The 20,159-nt window shown below is 44.4% G+C and carries 19 protein-coding genes; 16 read left to right on the top strand and 3 right to left on the bottom strand.

Going from position 1 to position 20,159, the window contains the following annotated elements:
- Nucleotides 1-47: 47 nt before the first annotated feature.
- The 3 genes from dnaB to SHAL_RS18975 all read left to right on the top strand — a co-directional run bounded on the left by dnaB (nucleotide 48) and on the right by SHAL_RS18975 (nucleotide 4,017).
- A complete protein-coding gene (dnaB, locus tag SHAL_RS18985; RefSeq protein ID WP_012278730.1) occupies nucleotides 48-1,454 on the top strand; it encodes a replicative DNA helicase in 1,407 nt (468 codons plus the stop codon).
- Between the two features lie 92 nt (nucleotides 1,455-1,546).
- Complete coding sequence (gene alr, locus SHAL_RS18980) at nucleotides 1,547-2,623, top strand: alanine racemase (protein ID WP_012278729.1); 1,077 nt, start codon at nucleotides 1,547-1,549, stop codon at nucleotides 2,621-2,623.
- 98 nt (nucleotides 2,624-2,721) lie between these two features.
- Nucleotides 2,722-4,017 carry a BamA/TamA family outer membrane protein gene (locus tag SHAL_RS18975; RefSeq protein WP_012278728.1) on the top strand — a complete coding sequence of 432 codons (1,296 nt, stop codon included), beginning with the start codon at nucleotides 2,722-2,724 and terminating at the stop codon, nucleotides 4,015-4,017.
- Between the two features lie 229 nt (nucleotides 4,018-4,246).
- On the opposite strand, the gene SHAL_RS18970 is transcribed toward SHAL_RS18975, so the two are convergent.
- Entirely contained in the window at nucleotides 4,247-6,388 is a 2,142-nt protein-coding gene (locus tag SHAL_RS18970) for an OmcA/MtrC family decaheme c-type cytochrome (RefSeq protein WP_223296213.1), read from the bottom strand.
- A 418-nt stretch (nucleotides 6,389-6,806) separates the two neighbouring features.
- Here SHAL_RS18970 and SHAL_RS18965 point away from each other — a divergent pair, with 418 nt between their 5' ends.
- The 5 genes from SHAL_RS18965 (at nucleotide 6,807) to SHAL_RS18945 (ending at nucleotide 10,837) form a co-directional block, all read left to right on the top strand.
- Complete coding sequence (locus SHAL_RS18965) at nucleotides 6,807-7,784, top strand: LysR family transcriptional regulator (RefSeq protein WP_012278726.1); 978 nt, start codon at nucleotides 6,807-6,809, stop codon at nucleotides 7,782-7,784.
- Nucleotides 7,768-8,718 (top strand): LysR family transcriptional regulator, encoded by a 951-nt coding sequence (locus tag SHAL_RS18960; RefSeq protein WP_012278725.1) that lies wholly within the window; start codon nucleotides 7,768-7,770, stop codon nucleotides 8,716-8,718. The genes SHAL_RS18965 and SHAL_RS18960 overlap by 17 nt, the downstream gene beginning before the upstream one ends.
- A gap of 234 nt (nucleotides 8,719-8,952) precedes the next feature.
- Complete coding sequence (dusA, locus tag SHAL_RS18955) at nucleotides 8,953-9,939, top strand: tRNA dihydrouridine(20/20a) synthase DusA (RefSeq protein ID WP_012278724.1); 987 nt, start codon at nucleotides 8,953-8,955, stop codon at nucleotides 9,937-9,939.
- A gap of 260 nt (nucleotides 9,940-10,199) precedes the next feature.
- Nucleotides 10,200-10,508, top strand: coding sequence for a hypothetical protein (locus tag SHAL_RS18950; protein WP_012278723.1), 309 nt, complete (start codon nucleotides 10,200-10,202; stop codon nucleotides 10,506-10,508).
- A 128-nt stretch (nucleotides 10,509-10,636) separates the two neighbouring features.
- Entirely contained in the window at nucleotides 10,637-10,837 is a 201-nt protein-coding gene (locus tag SHAL_RS18945; protein WP_012278722.1) for a PspC domain-containing protein, read from the top strand.
- Between the two features lie 178 nt (nucleotides 10,838-11,015).
- Here the strand turns inward: SHAL_RS18945 and SHAL_RS18940 are convergent, their stop codons facing one another.
- Nucleotides 11,016-11,753: an enoyl-CoA hydratase-related protein gene (locus tag SHAL_RS18940; RefSeq protein WP_012278721.1), complete on the bottom strand. Its 738-nt coding sequence runs from the start codon at nucleotides 11,751-11,753 to the stop codon at nucleotides 11,016-11,018.
- A 33-nt stretch (nucleotides 11,754-11,786) separates the two neighbouring features.
- Here SHAL_RS18940 and SHAL_RS18935 point away from each other — a divergent pair, with 33 nt between their 5' ends.
- The 3 genes from SHAL_RS18935 to SHAL_RS18925 are packed head-to-tail and all read left to right on the top strand — an operon-like array spanning nucleotide 11,787 to nucleotide 13,990.
- The gene (locus SHAL_RS18935; RefSeq protein ID WP_012278720.1) at nucleotides 11,787-12,266 is read left to right on the top strand and encodes a copper chaperone PCu(A)C; all 480 of its coding nucleotides are present in this window, start codon (nucleotides 11,787-11,789) and stop codon (nucleotides 12,264-12,266) included.
- 12 nt (nucleotides 12,267-12,278) lie between these two features.
- Entirely contained in the window at nucleotides 12,279-13,250 is a 972-nt protein-coding gene (locus tag SHAL_RS18930) for a DUF2333 family protein (RefSeq protein ID WP_012278719.1), read from the top strand.
- Between the two features lie 2 nt (nucleotides 13,251-13,252).
- Nucleotides 13,253-13,990, top strand: a complete 738-nt coding sequence (locus SHAL_RS18925) for a TIGR04219 family outer membrane beta-barrel protein (protein WP_012278718.1) — start codon at nucleotides 13,253-13,255, stop codon at nucleotides 13,988-13,990.
- Between the two features lie 68 nt (nucleotides 13,991-14,058).
- On the opposite strand, the gene tolC is transcribed toward SHAL_RS18925, so the two are convergent.
- Nucleotides 14,059-15,366 carry an outer membrane channel protein TolC gene (gene tolC, locus SHAL_RS18920; RefSeq protein WP_012278717.1) on the bottom strand — a complete coding sequence of 436 codons (1,308 nt, stop codon included), beginning with the start codon at nucleotides 15,364-15,366 and terminating at the stop codon, nucleotides 14,059-14,061.
- 290 nt (nucleotides 15,367-15,656) lie between these two features.
- Here tolC and nudF point away from each other — a divergent pair, with 290 nt between their 5' ends.
- The 5 genes from nudF to parE are packed head-to-tail and all read left to right on the top strand — an operon-like array spanning nucleotide 15,657 to nucleotide 20,158.
- A complete protein-coding gene (nudF, locus tag SHAL_RS18915) occupies nucleotides 15,657-16,268 on the top strand; it encodes an ADP-ribose diphosphatase (protein ID WP_012278716.1) in 612 nt (203 codons plus the stop codon).
- Nucleotides 16,269-16,320: 52 nt separating this feature from the next.
- Entirely contained in the window at nucleotides 16,321-16,755 is a 435-nt protein-coding gene (locus SHAL_RS18910; RefSeq protein WP_012278715.1) for a DUF1249 domain-containing protein, read from the top strand.
- 21 nt (nucleotides 16,756-16,776) lie between these two features.
- Nucleotides 16,777-17,616, top strand: coding sequence for a 3',5'-cyclic-AMP phosphodiesterase (gene cpdA, locus SHAL_RS18905; RefSeq protein ID WP_012278714.1), 840 nt, complete (start codon nucleotides 16,777-16,779; stop codon nucleotides 17,614-17,616).
- A 27-nt stretch (nucleotides 17,617-17,643) separates the two neighbouring features.
- On the top strand, nucleotides 17,644-18,216 hold the full coding sequence (locus SHAL_RS18900; protein ID WP_012278713.1) for a YqiA/YcfP family alpha/beta fold hydrolase: 573 nt from the start codon (nucleotides 17,644-17,646) through the stop codon (nucleotides 18,214-18,216).
- Nucleotides 18,217-18,271: 55 nt separating this feature from the next.
- The gene (parE, locus tag SHAL_RS18895; RefSeq protein WP_041416591.1) at nucleotides 18,272-20,158 is read left to right on the top strand and encodes a DNA topoisomerase IV subunit B; all 1,887 of its coding nucleotides are present in this window, start codon (nucleotides 18,272-18,274) and stop codon (nucleotides 20,156-20,158) included.
- Nucleotide 20,159: the final 1 nt, after the last annotated feature.

Raw genomic sequence — 20,159 nt, 5'->3', positions numbered from 1 at the left:
CAGTTTTATACCACATTTTGCTTAAACGTTGGAATTTTGGAGATTTAATGTCACAACAACGCGCCTTTAAGGGCAAAGAGAAACCAAGAGATCTTCAGATGGACGCGCTGAAGATGCCACCGCATTCAATTGAAGCTGAACAATCGGTTCTCGGTGGCTTGATGTTGGACTCTGAAGCTTGGGACAGAGTGGCTGAAGCCGTTGTAAAAGAAGATTTCTATTCTCGTGCCCACGCCACAATTTTCACCGCGATGGAATCTTTGGTTAGTGCGGGTCAACCTATTGACTTGATTACCGTATCTGAACAGTTGGAGCTTGAAGACCAACTCGAAGATGTGGGCGGTTTTGCCTATATCGGAGAGATAGCTAAAAATACCCCGAGTGCGGGTAACATCCTCTCTTATGCCAATATTGTGCGTGAGCGTGCCGTTGTTCGCGATATGATTAAAGTGGCCAACGAAATTGCCGACGCAGGTTTTAATCCAGAAGGACGTAATTCGAGTGAACTGCTCGATTTAGCCGAAACCAAAGTCTTTAAAATTGCCGAACAGCGCGCCAATGCCAACGAAGGTCCTGAAGGCATTAAGACGATTCTTGAAAAAACTGTCGATAAGATTGAAGCGCTCTACAATAACCCTACTAACGGTGTCACCGGGGTTTCTAGCGGTTTTGGCGACTTAGATAATATGACGGCAGGTTTTCAATCGGGCGACTTGATCATCGTTGCCGCGCGTCCATCTATGGGTAAAACCACCTTTGCGATGAACTTGTGTGAACAGGCGGCGCTGCATGAAGACAAGCCCGTGCTAATTTTCAGCTTGGAGATGCCTTCAGAACAGATCATGATGCGTATGTTGGCATCCTTAGGCCGTGTCGACCAGACAAAAATTCGTACCGGTCAGTTAGATGATGACGATTGGGCGCGCGTTTCCTCTACAATGGGGATCATGCTTGAGCAAGGTAAGATGTATATCGATGATGGCTCAGGATTAACCCCAACCGATGTACGCAGCCGAGCCAGACGTGTCGCCCGAGAATACGGCGGCCTGTCGATGATCATGATCGATTACCTGCAGTTGATGCAGGTGCCAGCGTTAAAAGATAACCGTACTTTAGAGATTTCAGAAATCTCACGCTCACTTAAAGCCTTGGCAAAAGAGCTAGAGATCCCTGTGGTTGCATTGTCACAGCTTAACCGTTCATTGGAGCAACGTGCCGATAAACGCCCTGTAAACTCGGATTTGCGTGAATCGGGCGCGATTGAGCAGGATGCTGATTTGATCATGTTTATTTATCGTGATGAAGTGTATAACAACGACTCCGAAGATAAAGGCACCGCTGAGATCATTATTGGTAAGCAACGTAACGGCCCTATTGGGCGTGTACGCTTAACCTTCCAAGGCCAATTCTCACGATTTGACAATTATGCGGGTCCGCAATTCGAAGAAGATTAATTATTGTCCATAAAGGCATTTAAGGACCATGATTAAATACAATAGAGCCTCAATGAGGCTCTTATTTTTAGATTAGATAGACAAGGTTACTTTTGAAACCATTCCCACGAGCAGAAATTAGTCGCCACGCATTAAAGAATAATTTGGCCAGACTTCATGAACTTGCCCCATCGAGTAAAGTGATGGCGGTTGTTAAAGCTAATGGCTATGGTCATGGCTTACTCAATGTGGCTCAATGTTTAGATAATGCCGATGGTTTTGGTTTAGCCCGCCTCGAAGAAGCATTAGCGCTTCGTGCTGGCGGTGTTAAAGCCAAGCTTTTATTATTGGAAGGCTTTTTCCGCGCAGCCGATTTAGTCACCTTAGTTGAGCATGATATTGAGACTGTGGTTCATCATGAGTCGCAAATCGAAATGCTCGAGCAAGCAGAGTTGAACAAACCCGTCACCGTATGGATGAAAATTGACTCAGGTATGCATCGACTCGGGTTTGTGCCTGATGAGTTTAAGGTGGTTTATCAGCGCTTACTTGACTGTGATAATGTCGCCAAGCCAATTAATTTGATGACCCACTTTGCCTGCGCTGATGAGCCGAGTAATCCATACACTGCTGAGCAGTTAGCGGTTTTCGAAGCGCTAACGAAAGACCTGCCAGGCGATCGCACTCTAGCCAATTCCGCAGGCGCTCTGTTTTGGCAACAAAGCCAAGCAAATTGGATCCGCCCCGGTATAGCGCTTTATGGTGTCTCTCCTGTCGTTGGAGATCTGGGGACTAAGCATGGGCTTATTCCAGCGATGGAGCTTGTGTCGCAATTGATTGCCATTCGTGACCATAAGGCTGGTCAACCCGTCGGTTATGCTAGTTATTGGACTGCTGATAAAGATACCAAGCTCGGTGTCGTTGCTATCGGCTACGGTGATGGTTATCCACGAAATGCGCCATTGGGCACACCGGTATTAATTAATGGTCGATTGGCACCTATCGTTGGCCGCGTTTCGATGGACATGCTGACCGTTGACCTAGGAGCTGATGCTAAAGATAGCGTTGGTGATAAAGCTGTGCTTTGGGGCAAAGAACTTCCAGTAGAGGAGGTTGCAGAGCATATAGGGACTATCGCCTACGAGCTTGTTACTAAATTAACACCGCGAGTCGCAGTTTGCCTAGATTGAGCAAATAAACAACTTATTCTGTAGTGGTGATTGAGGCAGGATGCCCTTTACCAGAATGAAGAACGCTTACATTGAACATTAATTTTAACTGCGCATTTATGGCTTTAGGTCTAATGTCGCCGCTGGCGTTTGCCTCCCAAGCCTCAACAGAATTGGACGATGCTCAGCGATCGGGTGAAGAAACCGTTATTATCGAGTCGGTTTCGCCGAAGGCTAAAGCCAAGCCTGAGTCTAAGCCTGAGCCTAAGCAGGCTGAAGATCAATTACCCGATTATAAAGCTGAGTTTGTAGCCGTGCCTTTTGCTTTTTCTAGTGAAAGCTTAAGTACCGCCTTTGGTGGTGCCGGTGTACTCAAACATGCCGGGCAAATTCAGTCCTCGATTTTGGGCATTGGCGTATATAGCACTAATAATAGTTGGGTAAGCTATCTGCGTTTTAATGACTACCAAATACCCTCCATTGAACAATGGTTGTTCTCGATAGAAACTTACCAGGCTCGCTTTCAAGAGGGAGTCTATTACGTGCCGTCAGAAGCGACGATTAATGGTAATACAGAGCGCGTGGTTACGCTCGGTGATGAGTCTTACACTAAGTTTCATGCCCGATATATTTTGCCAATCGGTCGCGGAAGTCAGGGTGTGTTAAACAGCCTAGGGCGTGCTAGAGGTGATATTAGTTGGAATCCACTCTATTCCGGTGTCACCAGCCTTAAATTTAGCCCCTTTACTCAGAGCCGAGAGTTAGAGGGCTTTGATTTTCTACCTGATGAAGCCAAAGGGCTTGCAGTCGAGCTTGACTGGGATAACCGTGACAACGGTAAAAATAGTACTCAAGGCGGGCAAACCAGCTTCAAGGTGACTCGTGACTTTGGTACGGGGTCGCGTAATAGTTGGACCACTTGGGAGTTTGATCAAAGCGCCTTTGTTTCTATCGACTCCAATGAATGGTTTGGTCAACAAATTCTAGCGTTTAACTTTTATTTGGCAGATACACCCACATGGACCTCCGGATCGGAAGAGGATTTGCATCGTCCGCCAAGTTTTGCCGGCGTTAGTTTAGGCGGCTTTGAACGCCTGCGTGGCTACACCAGCAAGCGCTATACCGGTCGTTCAGCCGTGCTTTATAGCGCAGAGTATCGGGTACAACCAAGATGGCAACCTTTGCAAGAGTGGCCCGTATTTAACTTATACGATATTCCTTGGTGGCAGTGGGTGGCATTTGCTGAGGCTGGGCAAGTGAGCGATGACTTTAGTGCCAGTGCATTGCATGATGACTTGAAGTGGTCGGCGGGTATCGGTGCGCGCTTTGAGGTTGAAAGCGTAGTGGTACGTGCTGAGCTGGCCTTTAGCGCTGAGTCAAATCAGTTCTGGATCATGGTAAACCAACCTTTCTAAGCTTGCCGTCGAGCTTACTAAGTTAAATGCAAAAAGGCACCTTAGGGTGCCTTTGGTTTTTGCAGGGAGATGTAACTTAGAGCTGACCTAGGGACAAGTTAGGGGCTCTATTACTGGTAAGGGCTGCGCCCTTAATCCTAGGTGGTGTTTACCTGAATGTTTCTCTTTATCGGGTAAACAGATGAGGCTCCCGAGGGCGCCTCAGACTTCTTAAGTATGCTGAATCAGTTTACTTATTGTGTACTTCCATCAACTTGGCAGGGCTATGACATACGGCGCAAGCTTCTTCTTCTGTTCCAATAATCGCATCGACCTTAACTGGTCCATAGTAACCACCATTGCTCTTAAAGTGGCTCAGCATTGCATCGCTCTCATGGCCCCAATGACAGGTCATACAAGCACCCGCATCGGCAGATGCATACATAGGTGTGCCATCGGTCTTGCTTGTTGGGAACACATAGGTACGGCCTTCGCTGGCGCGTCCTAACTCGATACCGTCGACATTACCGTTTTTATCTGTCACGTGACAAGTTGCACAGTCGGTCTTCATTACCGTACCTGAACCACCATACTTCTTATTCATATAGTGACCCGATGCCTTGTGTACCTTCCAAGCAAAACCTGCACCGCGGAACTGTTTTACGCCATCAACAGTGTCATCTTGTAAGCCTTGGTCACTGGTATGACAAGCCTCGCAGGCGACAAGGCCGTTATCTTTATGACGAATTTCAGCACTGTGACAATCACGGCACTTAGCCTCATCTAAGATAGCGCGGCGAGTCATCTCGTTACCCTTATCATCTATTGGCATATTGATACGGTGTGGCTCTGACTTGATATAGGCACTGCCTGCCACTGTATCTGATGCACAATCAATATCAGCGCCTTGCGCATCAAAACAGATACTGAAGATTGGCATAAGCTCTACAGATACACCATCTGGAATACCCATATCTTTCGCTGTAACCGTCATGACACCATTGTCAGGTAATACATGATCTGGCGATGGGTTAGTCGTTGTTGGACGAAGGAACTCAATTTCACGTGCCCACGGGCTAGAGTCGGCAGCGGCATCACCAATTGCGCCATCTTGCTCAACATTCCAAGAAACCTGTACCACTGGCGCAGTATATTTATATACCTTGTGACTTAAGCCTGAAACAATCGCGCCTTCACTATCGAGGGCTTTTGCTTCGAAACTAATAGCACCGTTTTCGACTTTTACATTTTCAAACTTCACGTCATACGCAGCAGCCGATTCGTACGGCTTATTAAACTTACGGTGGTCAACTTGGTGGCAATCTGTACAAGCAAGCTCTGGATTCTTATCTGACTTATGCTCTGCTGGTGAGTCGGTATGGCAACCGGTACACGCATTAGCGTTGGCATTAGCTAACCATAGATCTTTATCTGCAAGCTCTTCATCTTCCACGTGGCAAGTTGCGCAGTCCATAACCGGCTTGGCTGGGAACGCTGGGTAATCAAACGCATGATCGCCACCGTAGCCTGCGATGGTGTAAGGCATAGGGATGATATTACCTTCTGCATCTTTACCTTCACGGTTTTCGCCCATATGGATCGCGTGCACCATGTGCCCTAGCTCTACCGAGACAGCATTAGGATCGGTAACAAGTCCATTATGACAAGACTGGCAGTTTTCCATATCTAAACGGCGGCCACCGTGAGCCTTAAGGCTGGCAGGTTGGTGACAGCTGTAGCAAGTTTGCAGGGTGACAAGATCGCGTGTCTCAACACCTTCAGTTGCGTTCGTCGCAGGGATCCAATCGTAATGGGCGTTTTCTGCAAGCTCATGGCCAGAGTCATACTCAAATTGCATTTCGATAGCGATGCGTTGAGTCAAGGCGGGATCGAAGACGATACCTGCAGCATCGTCAGCCGTTGTAAGGTTAGTGTTGAAAGTATAAGTGTAGGTGCCGTCTTTATGATCAACTAAACAATCAGCGCAATCTTTAATTGACTCGAAACCTTGCTCGAAGGTGGTTCCTGCATCATTAGTTGCTGCATTTAATAACGAGAACCACTGTTTTAGCTCTGTACCTTCGGTTTTTTGTAACTGCGCTAGCGAGAAACGGAAGTCATGAAATTGGTTGTCAGAACTTAAACCGTATAGCCCGACACCTTGTTTGTTTTCAAGTTCAAAATCTAGGGCAATGATGCCATCGCTATAGACTGCGTTATTGATACTCGCTATCGCTTCGGCAGCCATATCAATATGCAGTCCTGAAGTGCCTGGATCTCCACCGCCACCTGGTGCACCATCTTCCCCATCCTTACCGTCTTTACCATCTGAGCAACCACCTATAAATAAAGCCGATCCAATCAGTAAAGCTATTGATGTTTTTTTTGTCATTATCATCATACATTCCTTAAAGGTAACCATTCTCGGTTACTGAAATGTTATTAATCTTGCTTGGTTTTTGATATGAAGTGGATCACTGGATGAACTCTCATCTTTGCAGCTTGATCGGCTGGTTTTGCGCTTATTTTTTGGTTTATAAGTCTGTCGTTTGGTTTGTGCTTGGTTATTATTGTTGAATGCGCAGGCCTTTTAGGTGTTACCTATAAATTTACAAAATATGAAAATGTAAATTTCATATTTTGCAAATCCTAAATTTGAATCGAACTAGATAGCTAAAATAACCAATGTGAGTCACAAAATGACGTATTAAATAATATGAAAATCACGAAAGTAAAGGCTATTTATACGTAATGCATCGTGAATGGTTTAGATTGCTTAATTAGGGATTAGCACATTACTTTGAGGGAAAATGAGCAAGTTAAGCGTTAATAGTCTATTTGATATTCAAGTCTTTGTTTTATTGTATGAGTCACTCAATGCGACAGCCGTTAGCCAAACTTTAGGTGTGCCGAGCTCTAAAATCAGCCGGAGCCTTAAGTCGTTGAGGCACTCTTTGAATGCGCCGCTGTTTATTCGTAAACAACAAGGGTTTGAGACCAGTGATTTGGCAAACGATATTTATCCCAAAATGAAGCGTATCGTTGAGCTTGCTAAACACTGTGAAAAGATCCAAGTGGGTACGGATAACTTGCGAACCCGTAAGCTGGTGATTGCTTGCCCACCGACATTATCGTTAAACCTGCTTAATCATTTACAAGCTAGGGCCCATGAAGAGCAAGACTCTTTTCTCTTTCACATTAAGCCTTGCACTAGCAATGTGGCTGAGCTTATAAAGCAGCAACATGTTGATATTGCGGTAACTTATGGTGCTTATAATACTGAACAATTGACTTCAAGTTTAATTGTAACATCAAGTAACTATGTGCTGGTTGCTAAACAAGGCCATCCATTATTGAGCCACCAACAGCCATTGGGGCTTGATGATATATTTGATTATCCATACATAAGTTTTTCAGGTAATGAGATCAACGATGTGATTGATCCGCTGGAGTGCTATGCCTTAGATGTCGAACGCAAATTGAAGTTAGTTGTGAAAGTTTGTTTTTTAGCGGATCTCATGCTGCAGTTAGAGCAGAGTGATGCAATTGCGCTTTTAAGCCATATGGATGCCGTTGAGTTTTTATGTCAACGAGGCAATATTGGTGCATTAAAATTAGAGAAAAGCTTATGTGAATCGATTAATCAAAGAAGTGGTTGCGACCATTATTATTTGACACAGATGCGTAAGAACACAACTTCCCCTAGCTGGATAGGCGAGGAGATTCATCGTTATATTCAAGCAAATATAACCTCAGATAGTGAAGGCTATAATGAAGATATTAAGTAGCGTTAGTCTTTCTAGCATAGAAATATTTTGCCAACTTTATATTAAAAATAGTACCAAAGAAGTGGCTCTTACACTGGGGACCTCACAGCCTAAGGTGAGTCGTGCCTTAAATGCACTAAGAGATGTATTTGATGATCCATTATTTATTCGTACGAATAATAAAATGATGGCCACAGAGCTTGCGCATAGTTTGTATCAATCATTTTCAGATATTTTATCTTGTGCTGGCGAAGTTGAAACTGATGTTATTAATAGTCTCTCTACGCCTGAACCGCAAATAGTCATTAGTACAGTGCCTCAATTGGAAATCGGTTTAGCTCAGCAGGTTATTGAAGAGGCTGATAACAATAGTGTCAGCGACAGTATTCCGATATCCACCGTTGCCTGGTCTGAGAGAAGTGAGCAGCAATTAATTGATGGTGAAATTGATGCGGTAATTTGTTTTAAGCCCTCAACTAGAAAAGAGTTGTTATCAAAGTCAATTATCCAGCATCGAGGTGGTTATCTTATCGCCCGAGCTGGGCATCCTATTTGGGATTCACCAACGATTGATAACATGATTGATTACCCCATAGTGAAGCTGGTGACGATGCCATTCCCTGCCAATAAATCTCCTATCAGTGTTTATGCAAAAATCAAGGGTAAGCCGATGCAGACCTATGCTACGGCTCCAGATTTAGGCAGTGCCGCAAGTAGTTTATTAAATTCCAATGCCTTTATGATAGTTGGTGTTAAAAGTGCGGTGGGTTTTTTAGCCAGTATTAACGGGCTCAAGGCGTGTAAAATGGAATACGCTGAGGATCAGTTTTTACTGAAAGGCTTCTCCCATCCGACTGTTTATTTATGGCTCAAACGGGCTTTAGATGGCAAGGTACAGACTCCATTGTGGCTTCAGCGAACGCTGGAATCCTATATTGTTAAATCTCATAAATAGCCATTACTTATCTATGAACTGCTAAACATTCCCAGCGGGGCTTTCTTCTAACTCGAGATGTAGTGCTATAATGCGCCATTATTACGCTTCAGCAGTTTTCTCCTCCTTTGTATAGTCCGCTCTTACAGTGGTAGCTATCATGGCTTGGACAGTGGAGTGAGAGTTTTACTAAATAGATACTCCCCCTTAGATTTCGGTGAGTAAAGTCATTATAAAGAGTTGGATAAATAGTTTATGTCAGTTAGACCAATCAACCGCACCTTCTCAATCGCTCCCATGCTGGATTGGACCGACAGGCATTATCGTTATTTTGCTCGTTTGATGTCTTCGCAGGTGCTGCTATATACCGAAATGGTAACGACTGGCGCTATCTTGCATGGACGCGGTGATTACCTCGCTTATAACCAAGAAGAGCATCCACTCGCATTGCAACTGGGTGGATCAAATCCAGCCGATCTAGCGGCTTGTGCCAAGCTCGCTGCCGAACGGGGTTATGATGAGGTTAACCTTAATGTGGGTTGCCCATCGGATAGAGTACAGAATGGTCGTTTTGGTGCCTGCCTAATGGCTGAGCCTGAACTTGTTGCCGAGTGTGTGTCGGCAATGAAGCAAGTCGTTGACATCCCTATTACGGTTAAAACCCGTATCGGCATTGACGAGCAAGATAGCTATGAGTTTTTAACTCAGTTTATCGATACTGTTAAAGCGGCGGGTTGTGAGGAGTTTACCATTCATGCTCGTAAGGCATGGCTCCAAGGCTTAAGTCCAAAAGAGAATCGCGAGATCCCGCCATTAGATTATGAGCGTGTGTATCAACTTAAGCGTGATTATCCGCAGCTGAACATCAGTATCAATGGTGGCATTAAAACGCTAGAAGAGTGTCAAACACACCTGCAGCACCTTGATGGCGTTATGGTTGGCCGCGAAGCTTACCAAAACCCATATATTTTGGCTGAAGTCGATCAAAAGCTATGTGGTATAGATACGCCAGTAATAAGTCGAGATGCTGTTTTGGAGAAACTACTTCCTTATATAGAGAAACATCTACAGCAAGGTGGCCGCTTAAATCATATCACTCGCCACATCATAGGCTTGTATCAAGGTGAAGTGGGTTCGCGTGTATGGCGTCGTTATCTAAGTGAAAATGCCCATAAACAAGGCGCTGGAATTGAAGTGGTAACTCAAGCTAGAGCCGAAATGAACGGCATTGTGAGCTTATAGTTACTTTGTTTAGTGAAATTCACCAGAGCATGGTGAGTTTCACTAATATCTTTTATTGTTTAAATATTGCTCTGCCATTCACTATTCCCATCTAGAGTTATTCTTCTTTAAAAACATGCTGTTATTTCATTCTGGCAAAGTTGGCACACTGCTTGTATTAGTTCTTATGTAATTTAGAGAAAGATGTAATTAGCTTCTCTGTAATTAAGAACTCAATTTAAGAACTATGCAATTAGGCCAAACTCGAAAAGGAATCCATTATGTTTAACTCTACTGTATTAAAAACCGTTAAAGCTTCGGTATTCACTGCTCTACTTCTTGGTACAAGTGCGACCGTCCATGCTGAAACCTCTCTTGTTAGTGATGTAGCTAATAATATCGAGCAAAATATTTCTGCTCAGATGCAAGATATGATGACAAAGGCTCAGACAGAGTTAAGTCTTTCTATTCAAGCTCAAATGTCTGAAATGTTGTTTGATATGGCAAGTGAAGAGCAAGTTACTAACGAGCAACTTGCCGCTGAAAACAAAGATCAGCCATTAGTGACTAGTGCGGTAACTAAGGATTAATTATGTTGTTCTTAGCTCAGTTTATGGCTCTGTTGCTATTGCCCGTTGTTAGTCTAGTGATGTTCGCCTGTTTGGTGTGTTCATTAGAGTGGCACAAGTTAGAAGATTAATCGAAAAGGGAGTTAATCATGGTTGATTTTGTAGAACGTTTAAAAGACCCACGCTCATTAGTCTGCGGTGTTAGTGCGGCGATGGCCGATAAGTTTGACTGGTCTTGCATGTGGACCCGAGTGGTTTGCGCTGTAGCGATATTTTGTAATCCAGCGATGGGCTTGCTTATCTATTTTGTATTAGCTTTAGTGCTGCCTAAATGGGAAAAGCCATGTTAATGCAGACGTATAAAATAATGAGAAAGAGGAAAATTGAATGAGAGTGCTAACTCCCTTGAAATATATCGCCTCAGTTCGTGCTCAAGCACATTGTCAATCTCAGGTAATAATACCAATGAAACACGGATGCTAAAAACAACGTCTAGCATCCGTACTCAATGTCTTATACGAGACAGTATTAACGATTTAAAAACGCAGCAAACTTTGCTTTAGCTTCATCACTTGCAAGCCTAGCCTCAAACTCTATGAGCTCTTTTTCCATCTGTGCCCGCACCGCTTCTTTGTTATAGCGGATCAACTTCTTGGTCGACTGCAGTGAAATAGGTGGTAGAGCCGCTAATTGATGAGCACGCTTTAAGGCATATTCAAAAATAGCCTCACTTTCTACAATATCGTTAATGAGTCCGTATGCATGTGCTTGAGTGGCATTAAAGCTTTCACCTAGCAGTAAAAGCTCGCTTGCTCTTGTTTGTCCGACAACTTGAGGTAGTAACATACTCGCCCCCGCCTCAGGAACTAAGGCTAGCTGTACGAAAGGTAGTTGAAATTTAGCGCTGTTATCGGCATAAACTAAATCGCAATGTAGCAACATGGTCGTGCCTATTCCTACCGCAGCTCCAGTTACTGCGGCAACCACAGGCTTTTTAAGATCTAATAAACAGAAAAGGAAGCGAAAAGCCGGGTGTTCGCCACCTAAGCTACTATTTTGTAAGAAGTCAGCGACATCGTTACCCGAAGTAAAGCAATCTGCTTGACCGCGAAACATAAAGGCTCGAATTTCATTGTCCGACTCACCTTGGATAAGGTATTCTGTTAGTTGTGTATACATTTGTAGGTTAAGCGCATTACGCTTATCCGGACGATTAAACGTAATAATACGTACCCCATTATCGTCCCTAACCTGAATCGTGCTCATTCGTTATGTCCTCATTTTACGAATTGGGTTTACATGGAGTTTAAGACATTGAAGCTAATATTCAAACAACTGTTTAACCTTGGCATTTTAAGCTGTTTGTCCTTTACTGCTTATGCGCAAGTGGTACTCGTTGATGGTTATGTGCGCGCCATGCCTGCAACCGTGCCGAATAGCGCCGCATATATCACCATTGAGAATCACGGTGATGCGACTCGATTAGTCGCCGTCGAAGCGTCATTTGCTAAAGAAGCACAGTTACACACTCTGATTGAAGAGGGGGGCATGATCAAAATGCGCCAAGTTGATGGCTTTGATATAGACTCTCATGGGAGTCTAGTGCTGTCAGAATCAGGAAACCATATTATGTTAATGGGGCTAAACTCTCCGTTAGTTATCGATTCTAGCGTTGATATGACGCTTAAGTTTGCCGATGGAACAGAGCAAAAGATTAGCTTACCCGTTAAGAAACAAGCAGAGCAAAGCGATAGTGCTCACCAGCATCATCACCACTAAGGAGCAAGTCAAATGCAAGTGACATGGAAGAAAATCTTAGCAGCCGTTATTGTTGTTTTCTTGATTGGCTATCTAATTAGTGTCTGGTGGAGTGTAGAGCCTGACCCTATTGAGCAAAATGCATATAATCAACAAAGTGTCGACAATGTTATTGGTTATGCAACAACCAGCGCATTGATTTTGACTATTGAAGCTCTGCTAGATAAGCCTGGAGGTTGGCTTTCAAATGATGTGACGCCACCATCGATCTTCATGGACAACATGCCTGCGTTTGAGTTTGGAGCCATTGAGCAGACGCGAGATTTGGCGCTAATTATGCGTAAAGAGTTCAGCCGTTCCCAGTCGCAATCTAGTGCAGACAAAGATCTGTTAGCGGCACATTCAAAGCTTAATATTGAGCATACTAGTTGGTTAGTACCTAGCGCCGAGAGTGAGTATCGTGACGCAGTAAAGCTACTTAAGCTTTATCGCGCTCGTATGATGGCCACAGAAAACCCTGACGCGCAGTTTTACGCTCGTGCCGATAACTTAAATGAGTGGCTTAAAGAGGTGCAAAAGCGCCTAGGCAGCATGTCACAAAATCTGTCTGCAAGCGTGGGGCAAGAGCGTCTAAATACAGACTTATCAGGTGATAGCGCCGCAAGACAATCAACACCAGGGGCTGGCGCCCAAGAGATTAAAACTAGCTGGTGGAAAATCGATGATGTTTTCTATGAGACTCGTGGTGCCACATGGGCATTGCTGAATTTTATGAAGGCGATCGAAGTCGATTTCGCCGATGTATTACAAAAGAAAAATGCTCAGGTGAGTCTGCGTCAGATTATTCGTGAGCTAGAAGAAACACAACAACCCATTTGGAGCCCGATGATCCTTAACGGTTCAGGTTTTGGGGTTGTCGCTAATCACTCTTTGGTGATGGCGAACTACATCTCCCGCGCAAATGCTGCGGTTATCGATCTAACTAACTTATTAACTCAAGGTTAACTATGAAAAAGACGTTATTGGCGTGTGCACTATTAAGTTCATTAGTGGGCGCTTCTGCTCAAGCTGCAACCGTTGTCGGGTTTAAAATTGGTGGCGACTACTGGAAAGCTGATACCAATGGTACTTTTGCTGAAAAGGGTCAACCACAGCAAGAGTTTAACTATGATTCATCTTCGCAGGGCAGTATCTGGGTAGCTGTTGAGCATCCAATTCCGCTTATTCCAAACGTTAAGATTAGACAAAATAGCTTAGAAGCCGATGGCAAGATGAGCGGCGCTGATTTCAACTATAACGGTCATAACTTTCAGGGCGACGTAAACAGTACTACAGATCTTAGCAATACCGATTTTGTGCTTTATTACGAGATCTTAGATAACGATATCGTTGCGCTTGATTTAGGTGCAGCTTACAAGAAGATGGACGGTAAGTTCCGTGTTGCCGATGCTGGTCACCCAGAGACTAAAAATATCGATAGCGGTATCGTCATGGGTTATATCGACGCACAAGTTGGCGTTCCAGGTCTTGGCCTATACGGTTTTGCCGATGTGATGATGGGCGTCGATGAGTCAAGTGTATACGACTACTCATTGGGTCTTGGCTGGAACTTCGATGGTGCAGCACTAGATTACCGTATTCGCGCGGGTTACCGTGACTTTAAGTTTGACGTAAACGGTTTCGATGGCGTAACCGCTGATATGCAGTTTAAAGGTTACTTTGCTGGTGTTGAACTAGTATTCTAATTCTTGCTTAAGTAACACATAAAAAAAACCGCCATTTGGCGGTTTTTTTATATGTTTAACAACAAGGCTTACTTAGTCACTGCTGGAGCTGTAAGGCCGCTGTTAATTGAGGCAACATCATCTTCGTTCAAGGTGCCCGCAGCTTGCTTAAGCGCTAGAATTGAGTTGATATAGCCATAACGCGCATCAGAAAGCTTACGCTTTGAATCATATAAGTTACGCGTACTGTTCAATACGTCAACGATAGTACGGGTACCCACTTCAAAACCCGCTTCGGTAGCCTGTAATGCGCTCTGTGAAGAGATCACTGATTGTTCGTAAGCACGAATAGAGCTGATAGATGCACCGACGTTGTTAAAGTTATTGCGTACATTTTTAACCACTTGGCGGTGTGTCTGCTCAAGTTTCGCGCTTGCTTCTACATACTGGTACTGTGCTTGGTTAACACGCGAAGACACTTTGAAACCTTCAAAGATAGGAATGCTTAGTGTTACGCCAACCGTACCGTTATCAAAGTCATTTCCTGGCTCTTGCTCAATACCTTTGTTATAACCGGCATTCAAGCTCAGTGATGGCATATGGCCAGCTTTGTAAAGCGTGATAGTCTCTTCAGCGATATCTTTACCGATACGCGTTGTCATCAAGTCAATGCTGTTGGTTTCTGCGATCTTAATCCAATCAGTTGAAGATGCAGGTGCAACCGCTGTTGCTGAAAAGCGATTCATATCTAGGATATCGATCTGCTTATGATCAATACCTGTAATTTCACGCAATGCTTCATAGCTATTAGCAAGGGTGTTTTGACTTAGAATTTCTTGCGCGTTAGCTAAGTCATACTGAGCCTGTGCTTCGTGTACGTCAGTAATCGCCGTCAAACCTACAGCAAAACGTTGTTTAGTCTGTTCTAGCTGACGTCCAATCGCACGCTTTTCTGCGCCTTGAAACTCATAGTCATCCATGGCGGTTAACACGTCAAAATAAGCGTTAGTGACACGGATAATCAAGCTCTGTAGCGACGATGCATAAGCTGAGTCTGCTTGAGAAGCGGCTTTTTCGGCTAGGCTTAAGCCTACCCATGCGCTGTGATCGTAAATCACTTGGTTAAGCGTAATGCCGCCAGTAATACCGCTAGAGTCAGCACTTGGGTCATTCCATGCTTTGTCGTAACCGACATTAGCACTGATGGTTGGTAGTAGTGGCGCACGGTTTTCTTCAATCTGTTCATACAAAGCATCACGTTGAGCTTGAGCTTGTAGCACAATGGGATCACTGGTCAATGCTTGTTGATATATTTGTAGAAGGTCATCAGCATGAGCTGCTTGTGCGGTAGCTGCAAGTGTTAGTGCGGCACATAGAGAACGGATTTTGAATTTCATTTGCTGTCCTTTTAGACAAAATTCTCCACGGAGGAGCGAATTTAACTTGTTATGTTTAGCCATGCCTTACCTATAACAAAAAAGTAAGACGGTTTGCGCTTCCCGACGCTTCCCAATACATCTAAACTTAGTGGGTTAAATAATAAAAACCTACAAATTCTAAGTCAACTCGGAAGTGTAACAGTTTTTAATCATTATGATTAGTACTGCTTTCATCATAGTATTAATATTTTTGTGTGAGTTGATTGTGGTATGAAAACCTTTATAAACAACTATGTTTAGGATTGGAAATGAACAGCACATTTAATCGTGATGACGTGAAACTTTTGAGCAAAAATACCTTATTTAAAGGTTTTTTTAAGATGGATGAGTACCGCTTTAAACACCGATTGTTTAATGGTGGCTGGAGTGATGAGGTGTCACGTGAGGTATTTGAACGTGGCCATGCCGTGGTTGTCTTACCCTACGACCCCATTTCGGATCAGGTGGTATTGATTGAGCAGATCCGTATTCCCGTACTTGAAAGTGGTAAAAACCCTTGGTTACTCGAACTCGTGGCGGGGATGATCGACAGCGGACAGCTTTCGGCCGATGTTGCCCATCGTGAGCTTAAGGAGGAGGCCGGCTTGCACGCGCAACAATTAACGAAAGTGAATGAATACTTCTCAAGTCCGGGTGGAGCCAGCGAGCGTTTTGACTTTTATTGGGCTAAGATCTGTGCCGCAGAGGCAAAAGGGGTTCATGGCTTAGAGCATGAACAAGAAGATATTCGAGTTCATGTATTGAGCCGAGAGCAAGCCTATCAAATGGTGGTATCGGGGCGAATTGATAATGCGTCTACCGTAATAGGCCTGCTTTGGCTGCAATTAAATTATCAAGATATCATTAAGCTGAACGGTTAGAAGTAAACAGCCTTAGTGGTGAAATGAAGTTAGAAAGAGTTGGAACTGAGCCGTGTCAAAAGTCGTCTTTGCAAGAAAAAATAAGTATCAGCCTAATGTGAGTCAGTTTTTGGCGCTTTGTGGGCGTAACTATATGCATATTCAACGCTGGCTAACCCTTGAACCTTGTGAGGGGGAACAGTGGCGGGTAAAAGGCGAATTTGGTCAGTTAGATGTTTGCTTGTTAGAAAATACTCGATATACCCAATTAGTGCAGATTTCACGCTGCGTAGGCAGTCATGACTGGCTAACGACTCCAAAAGTTTCGGTGCGCATTTACCATGATGCTAAATTAGCAGAAGTGTTAACTAGTCAACAGATTTATCAATTGCGACCAGTGTATGATTATCCAAATATGCATATGCATCATCGAGATGAAAAGTACCAAGTCAATGCTTTTCTAGAAGAGTTATTAAAGATTGATAACTTAACTAAATTTGTTAGTTGATCTGATTATTGGGTAATTAATTTGCTAAAAGCGGCTATCTCTTATTCGATTTCTGAAGCTAAGAGTGTGAGAATCGTGCAAGTCACAGATCCTCACCTGTTTGCCGATCCCGAAGCTCAGTTACTCGGAGTTAATACCGCTCAAAGTCTTGGCGCTGTGCTTAACACCATATCTGCTGTCAACTACCCCGCAGACTTCATGCTTGCGACTGGGGATATCAGCCAAGATTACTCAAATGAGTCATATCACAGCTTTGTCGATGCTATTTCTCCATTAGAGATCCCTTGCCATTATCTTCCAGGTAACCATGACGACCCACGGATCATGAGCCTGCATATGCAAGGGCCTAAAGTGTTTGGCCAGAAGCGTATCTTAGCGGGGAACTGGCAGATCCTTATGTTGGACTCAACGGTAAGGGGTCGCCCAGGTGGCCACATGTCCGACGCTGAATTAGACTTGATCGATAGTGCTATTGCAGCCGAACCTGAACGTCATACGTTACTGGTGATGCACCATAATCCGATTCTTGCCGGTTGTAATTGGCTTGACCAGCACTGTATGGATAATGGCAGCCATTTCATTGAAAAGGCTGCGCAGTACCCCCAAGTAAAAGGTTTACTTTGGGGTCACATCCATCAAACTATCGATACTGAGCATAAAGGGCCGCACGGTGCACTTAAATTGATGGCAACGCCATCTACCTGCATCCAGTTTAAGCCCAAGTCTCCTTATTTTGCGCTCGATGCTCAGCAACCGGGGTACCGTTTGCTGGAGCTTAAATCCGATGGTAGCATTCTGACCAATGTTTACCGGGTACCTGGCGAAACATTTTCACCCGATAAAGATGCTGGCGGTTATTAGATAAGAAAAACCGCAGTGTGAGGAAGTATGCTGCTATATATACATGGATTTAATAGTTCTCCCCTCTCCGACAAAGGTTTGGTTACCGCGCGCTTTATTGCAGAGCATCACCCCAAGCTGAAATTTCAACAGCCTCAACTGCCCTGTGAGCCGCTAGAAGCGATGGCGCTATTGATCGATGTAGTTGAAAAAGCCAAAGCAGATGGTGAGTCACTCACCTACATTGGTTCTTCGCTAGGTGGGTATTTCGCGAGTTATTTAGCTGAAACTTACGGTGGACGCGCAGTTTTAATTAATCCTGCGGTAAAACCGTTCGAACTGTTTGATGAATTCATTGGCACTCAGTACAATCCCTATACGGATGAGACCTACCAAGTTGTTGCTGAACATAAGCAAGACGTCGCGCGCTACAATACGCCCGCAATATTAAATCCAGATCGCTTTTATGTACTATTACAGACAGGCGATGAAGTGCTCGACTATAAACAGGCCGTGCAGAAATATCACTGCTGTAAGCTCTTAATAGAACCAGGTGGCGACCATAGCTTTATCGGCTACGAGGACCAACTTGCTTCTATCTGTGAATATCTGTTTTCTTGACAAATAGACCCGTAGGGCCGCAACATGGCCTGAATAACAAAAAAATATGTGTGCCATGACAAACCAATACACCTCAGATGCTATTGAAGTCCTAAATGGACTCGACCCTGTAAAACGTCGCCCCGGTATGTATACCGATACTTCGCGCCCGAACCACTTAGGACAGGAAGTCATAGATAATAGTGTCGATGAGGCATTAGCCGGGCACGCCAGCCGTATCGACGTTATTTTGCATGCCGATAACTCCTTAGAAGTCACCGATGACGGCCGTGGTATGCCTGTCGATATTCACCCTGAAGAGGGGATCCCAGGTGTCGAGCTTATTTTAACTAAGCTGCATGCGGGCGGTAAGTTCTCCAATAAAAACTATCAGTTTTCAGGTGGTCTTCACGGTGTGGGGATCTCAGTTGTAAACGCGCTTTCAAGTCGTGTTGAAATAACCGTGAGACGTAATGCCGAAGTCTATGAGATGGCTTTTGAGCACGGTGAAAAAGTTGAAGACTTACATGTAACGGGCACCTGTGGCCGCCGTAATACGGGTACCAGCGTTCATTTCTGGCCAGACCCTAGTTACTTTGATTCTGGTAATTTCTCAATTAGTAAATTGACCTATTTACTAAAAGCCAAAGCGGTACTTTGCCCCGGCCTGCGAATTAAATTTGTTAATAAACAAACTAATGAAACCCAAGAGTGGTTTTATGAGAGTGGTTTAGAAGATTACTTAAAATCGTCTATCAATGGTGTGCCTACACTGCCTGAAGTACCGTTTGTTGGTAGCTTTGCTGGCAATCTAGAGGCGGCGGATTGGGCGATTACCTGGTTGCCAGAAGGTGGCGACTATCTAAATGAAAGTTATGTAAACCTTATTCCAACACCGCTTGGCGGTACGCACGTAAACGGCTTTAGGCAAGGTTTGCTTGAGTCTATGCGTGAGTTTTGTGAGTTCAGAAATTTGATGCCGCGTGGCATTAAGTTAACGCCTGAAGATATCTGGGATCGCAGCACCTTTATCTTATCGATTAAGATGCAAGACCCACAGTTTGCAGGCCAAACCAAAGAGAAGCTATCAAGCAGGCAGTGTGCTGCGTTTGTATCGGGTATCGTTCGCGATGCATTTAGCCTCTGGTTAAACACCAATACTGAGCAAGCAGAAGCCTTAGCCGATATGTGCATTAACAATGCACAAAAGCGATTAAAAGCAGCCAAGAAAGTGGCGCGTAAGCGTATTACGTCTGGCCCAGCACTGCCGGGTAAGCTAACAGATTGTAGCGGTCAAGACCCGATGCGAGGCGAGCTATTCTTGGTGGAGGGTGACTCTGCGGGCGGTAGTGCCAAACAGGCTCGCGATCGCGAGTTTCAAGCGATTATGCCGCTGCGCGGTAAGATCTTAAATACATGGGAAGTCGATGCTTCTCAGGTACTGGCATCGCAAGAAGTACATGATATTTCGGTTGCGATTGGTTGCGACCCTGATAGTGCGGATATCTCTGAGCTGAGATACGGTAAAATCTGTATCCTTGCCGATGCGGACTCGGATGGTCTGCATATTGCGACACTCTTATGTGCGCTATTTATGAAGCATTACCGGGTGCTGGTGGAGCAGGGACATATTTATGTCGCTATGCCGCCGCTGTTCCGTATCGATATTGGTAAAGATGTGTTCTACGCCCTCGATGAGGCTGAGAAAAACGGTATTCTAGACAGAATCACCGCAGAAAAACGGAAAGGAAAAGTCCAAGTAACACGATTCAAGGGATTGGGTGAGATGAATCCACTGCAATTACGTGAAACCACTATGGACCCAAATACGCGTCGATTAGTGCAATTAACCATAGATGATGCCGATGATACAATGGCTCTGATGGATATGCTTTTAGCCAAGAAACGCTCTGGAGACAGAAAAACTTGGTTAGAGGCTAAGGGTGATATTGCCCAGCTCTAAT

Origin of the sequence: Shewanella halifaxensis HAW-EB4 (genome assembly GCF_000019185.1) — a bacterium.
Classification (GTDB): Bacteria; Pseudomonadota; Gammaproteobacteria; order Enterobacterales; family Shewanellaceae; genus Shewanella; species Shewanella halifaxensis.
Note: the sequence above shows the minus strand (reverse complement) of the source record. Positions and strands in the feature narration are given on the sequence as shown.

Excerpts from the sequence above, each read along its gene's own strand:
- SHAL_RS18930 (WP_012278719.1), top strand. The coding sequence starts at position 12,279 with ATGCAAGTGACATGGAAGAAAATCTTAGCAGCCGTTATTGTTGTTTTC.
- SHAL_RS18925 (WP_012278718.1), top strand. The coding sequence starts at position 13,253 with ATGAAAAAGACGTTATTGGCGTGTGCACTATTAAGTTCATTAGTGGGC.
- SHAL_RS18965 (WP_012278726.1), top strand. The coding sequence starts at position 6,807 with ATGAGCAAGTTAAGCGTTAATAGTCTATTTGATATTCAAGTCTTTGTT.
- dnaB (WP_012278730.1), top strand. The coding sequence starts at position 48 with ATGTCACAACAACGCGCCTTTAAGGGCAAAGAGAAACCAAGAGATCTT.
- SHAL_RS18950 (WP_012278723.1), top strand. The coding sequence starts at position 10,200 with ATGTTTAACTCTACTGTATTAAAAACCGTTAAAGCTTCGGTATTCACT.
- SHAL_RS18975 (WP_012278728.1), top strand. The coding sequence starts at position 2,722 with ATGGCTTTAGGTCTAATGTCGCCGCTGGCGTTTGCCTCCCAAGCCTCA.
- parE (WP_041416591.1), top strand. The coding sequence starts at position 18,272 with ATGACAAACCAATACACCTCAGATGCTATTGAAGTCCTAAATGGACTC.
- SHAL_RS18960 (WP_012278725.1), top strand. The coding sequence starts at position 7,768 with ATGAAGATATTAAGTAGCGTTAGTCTTTCTAGCATAGAAATATTTTGC.
- SHAL_RS18900 (WP_012278713.1), top strand. The coding sequence starts at position 17,644 with ATGCTGCTATATATACATGGATTTAATAGTTCTCCCCTCTCCGACAAA.
- SHAL_RS18945 (WP_012278722.1), top strand. The coding sequence starts at position 10,637 with ATGGTTGATTTTGTAGAACGTTTAAAAGACCCACGCTCATTAGTCTGC.
- SHAL_RS18940 (WP_012278721.1), bottom strand. The coding sequence starts at position 11,753 with ATGAGCACGATTCAGGTTAGGGACGATAATGGGGTACGTATTATTACG.
- SHAL_RS18970 (WP_223296213.1), bottom strand. The coding sequence starts at position 6,388 with ATGACAAAAAAAACATCAATAGCTTTACTGATTGGATCGGCTTTATTT.
- dusA (WP_012278724.1), top strand. The coding sequence starts at position 8,953 with ATGTCAGTTAGACCAATCAACCGCACCTTCTCAATCGCTCCCATGCTG.
- SHAL_RS18935 (WP_012278720.1), top strand. The coding sequence starts at position 11,787 with ATGGAGTTTAAGACATTGAAGCTAATATTCAAACAACTGTTTAACCTT.
- nudF (WP_012278716.1), top strand. The coding sequence starts at position 15,657 with ATGAACAGCACATTTAATCGTGATGACGTGAAACTTTTGAGCAAAAAT.
- tolC (WP_012278717.1), bottom strand. The coding sequence starts at position 15,366 with ATGAAATTCAAAATCCGTTCTCTATGTGCCGCACTAACACTTGCAGCT.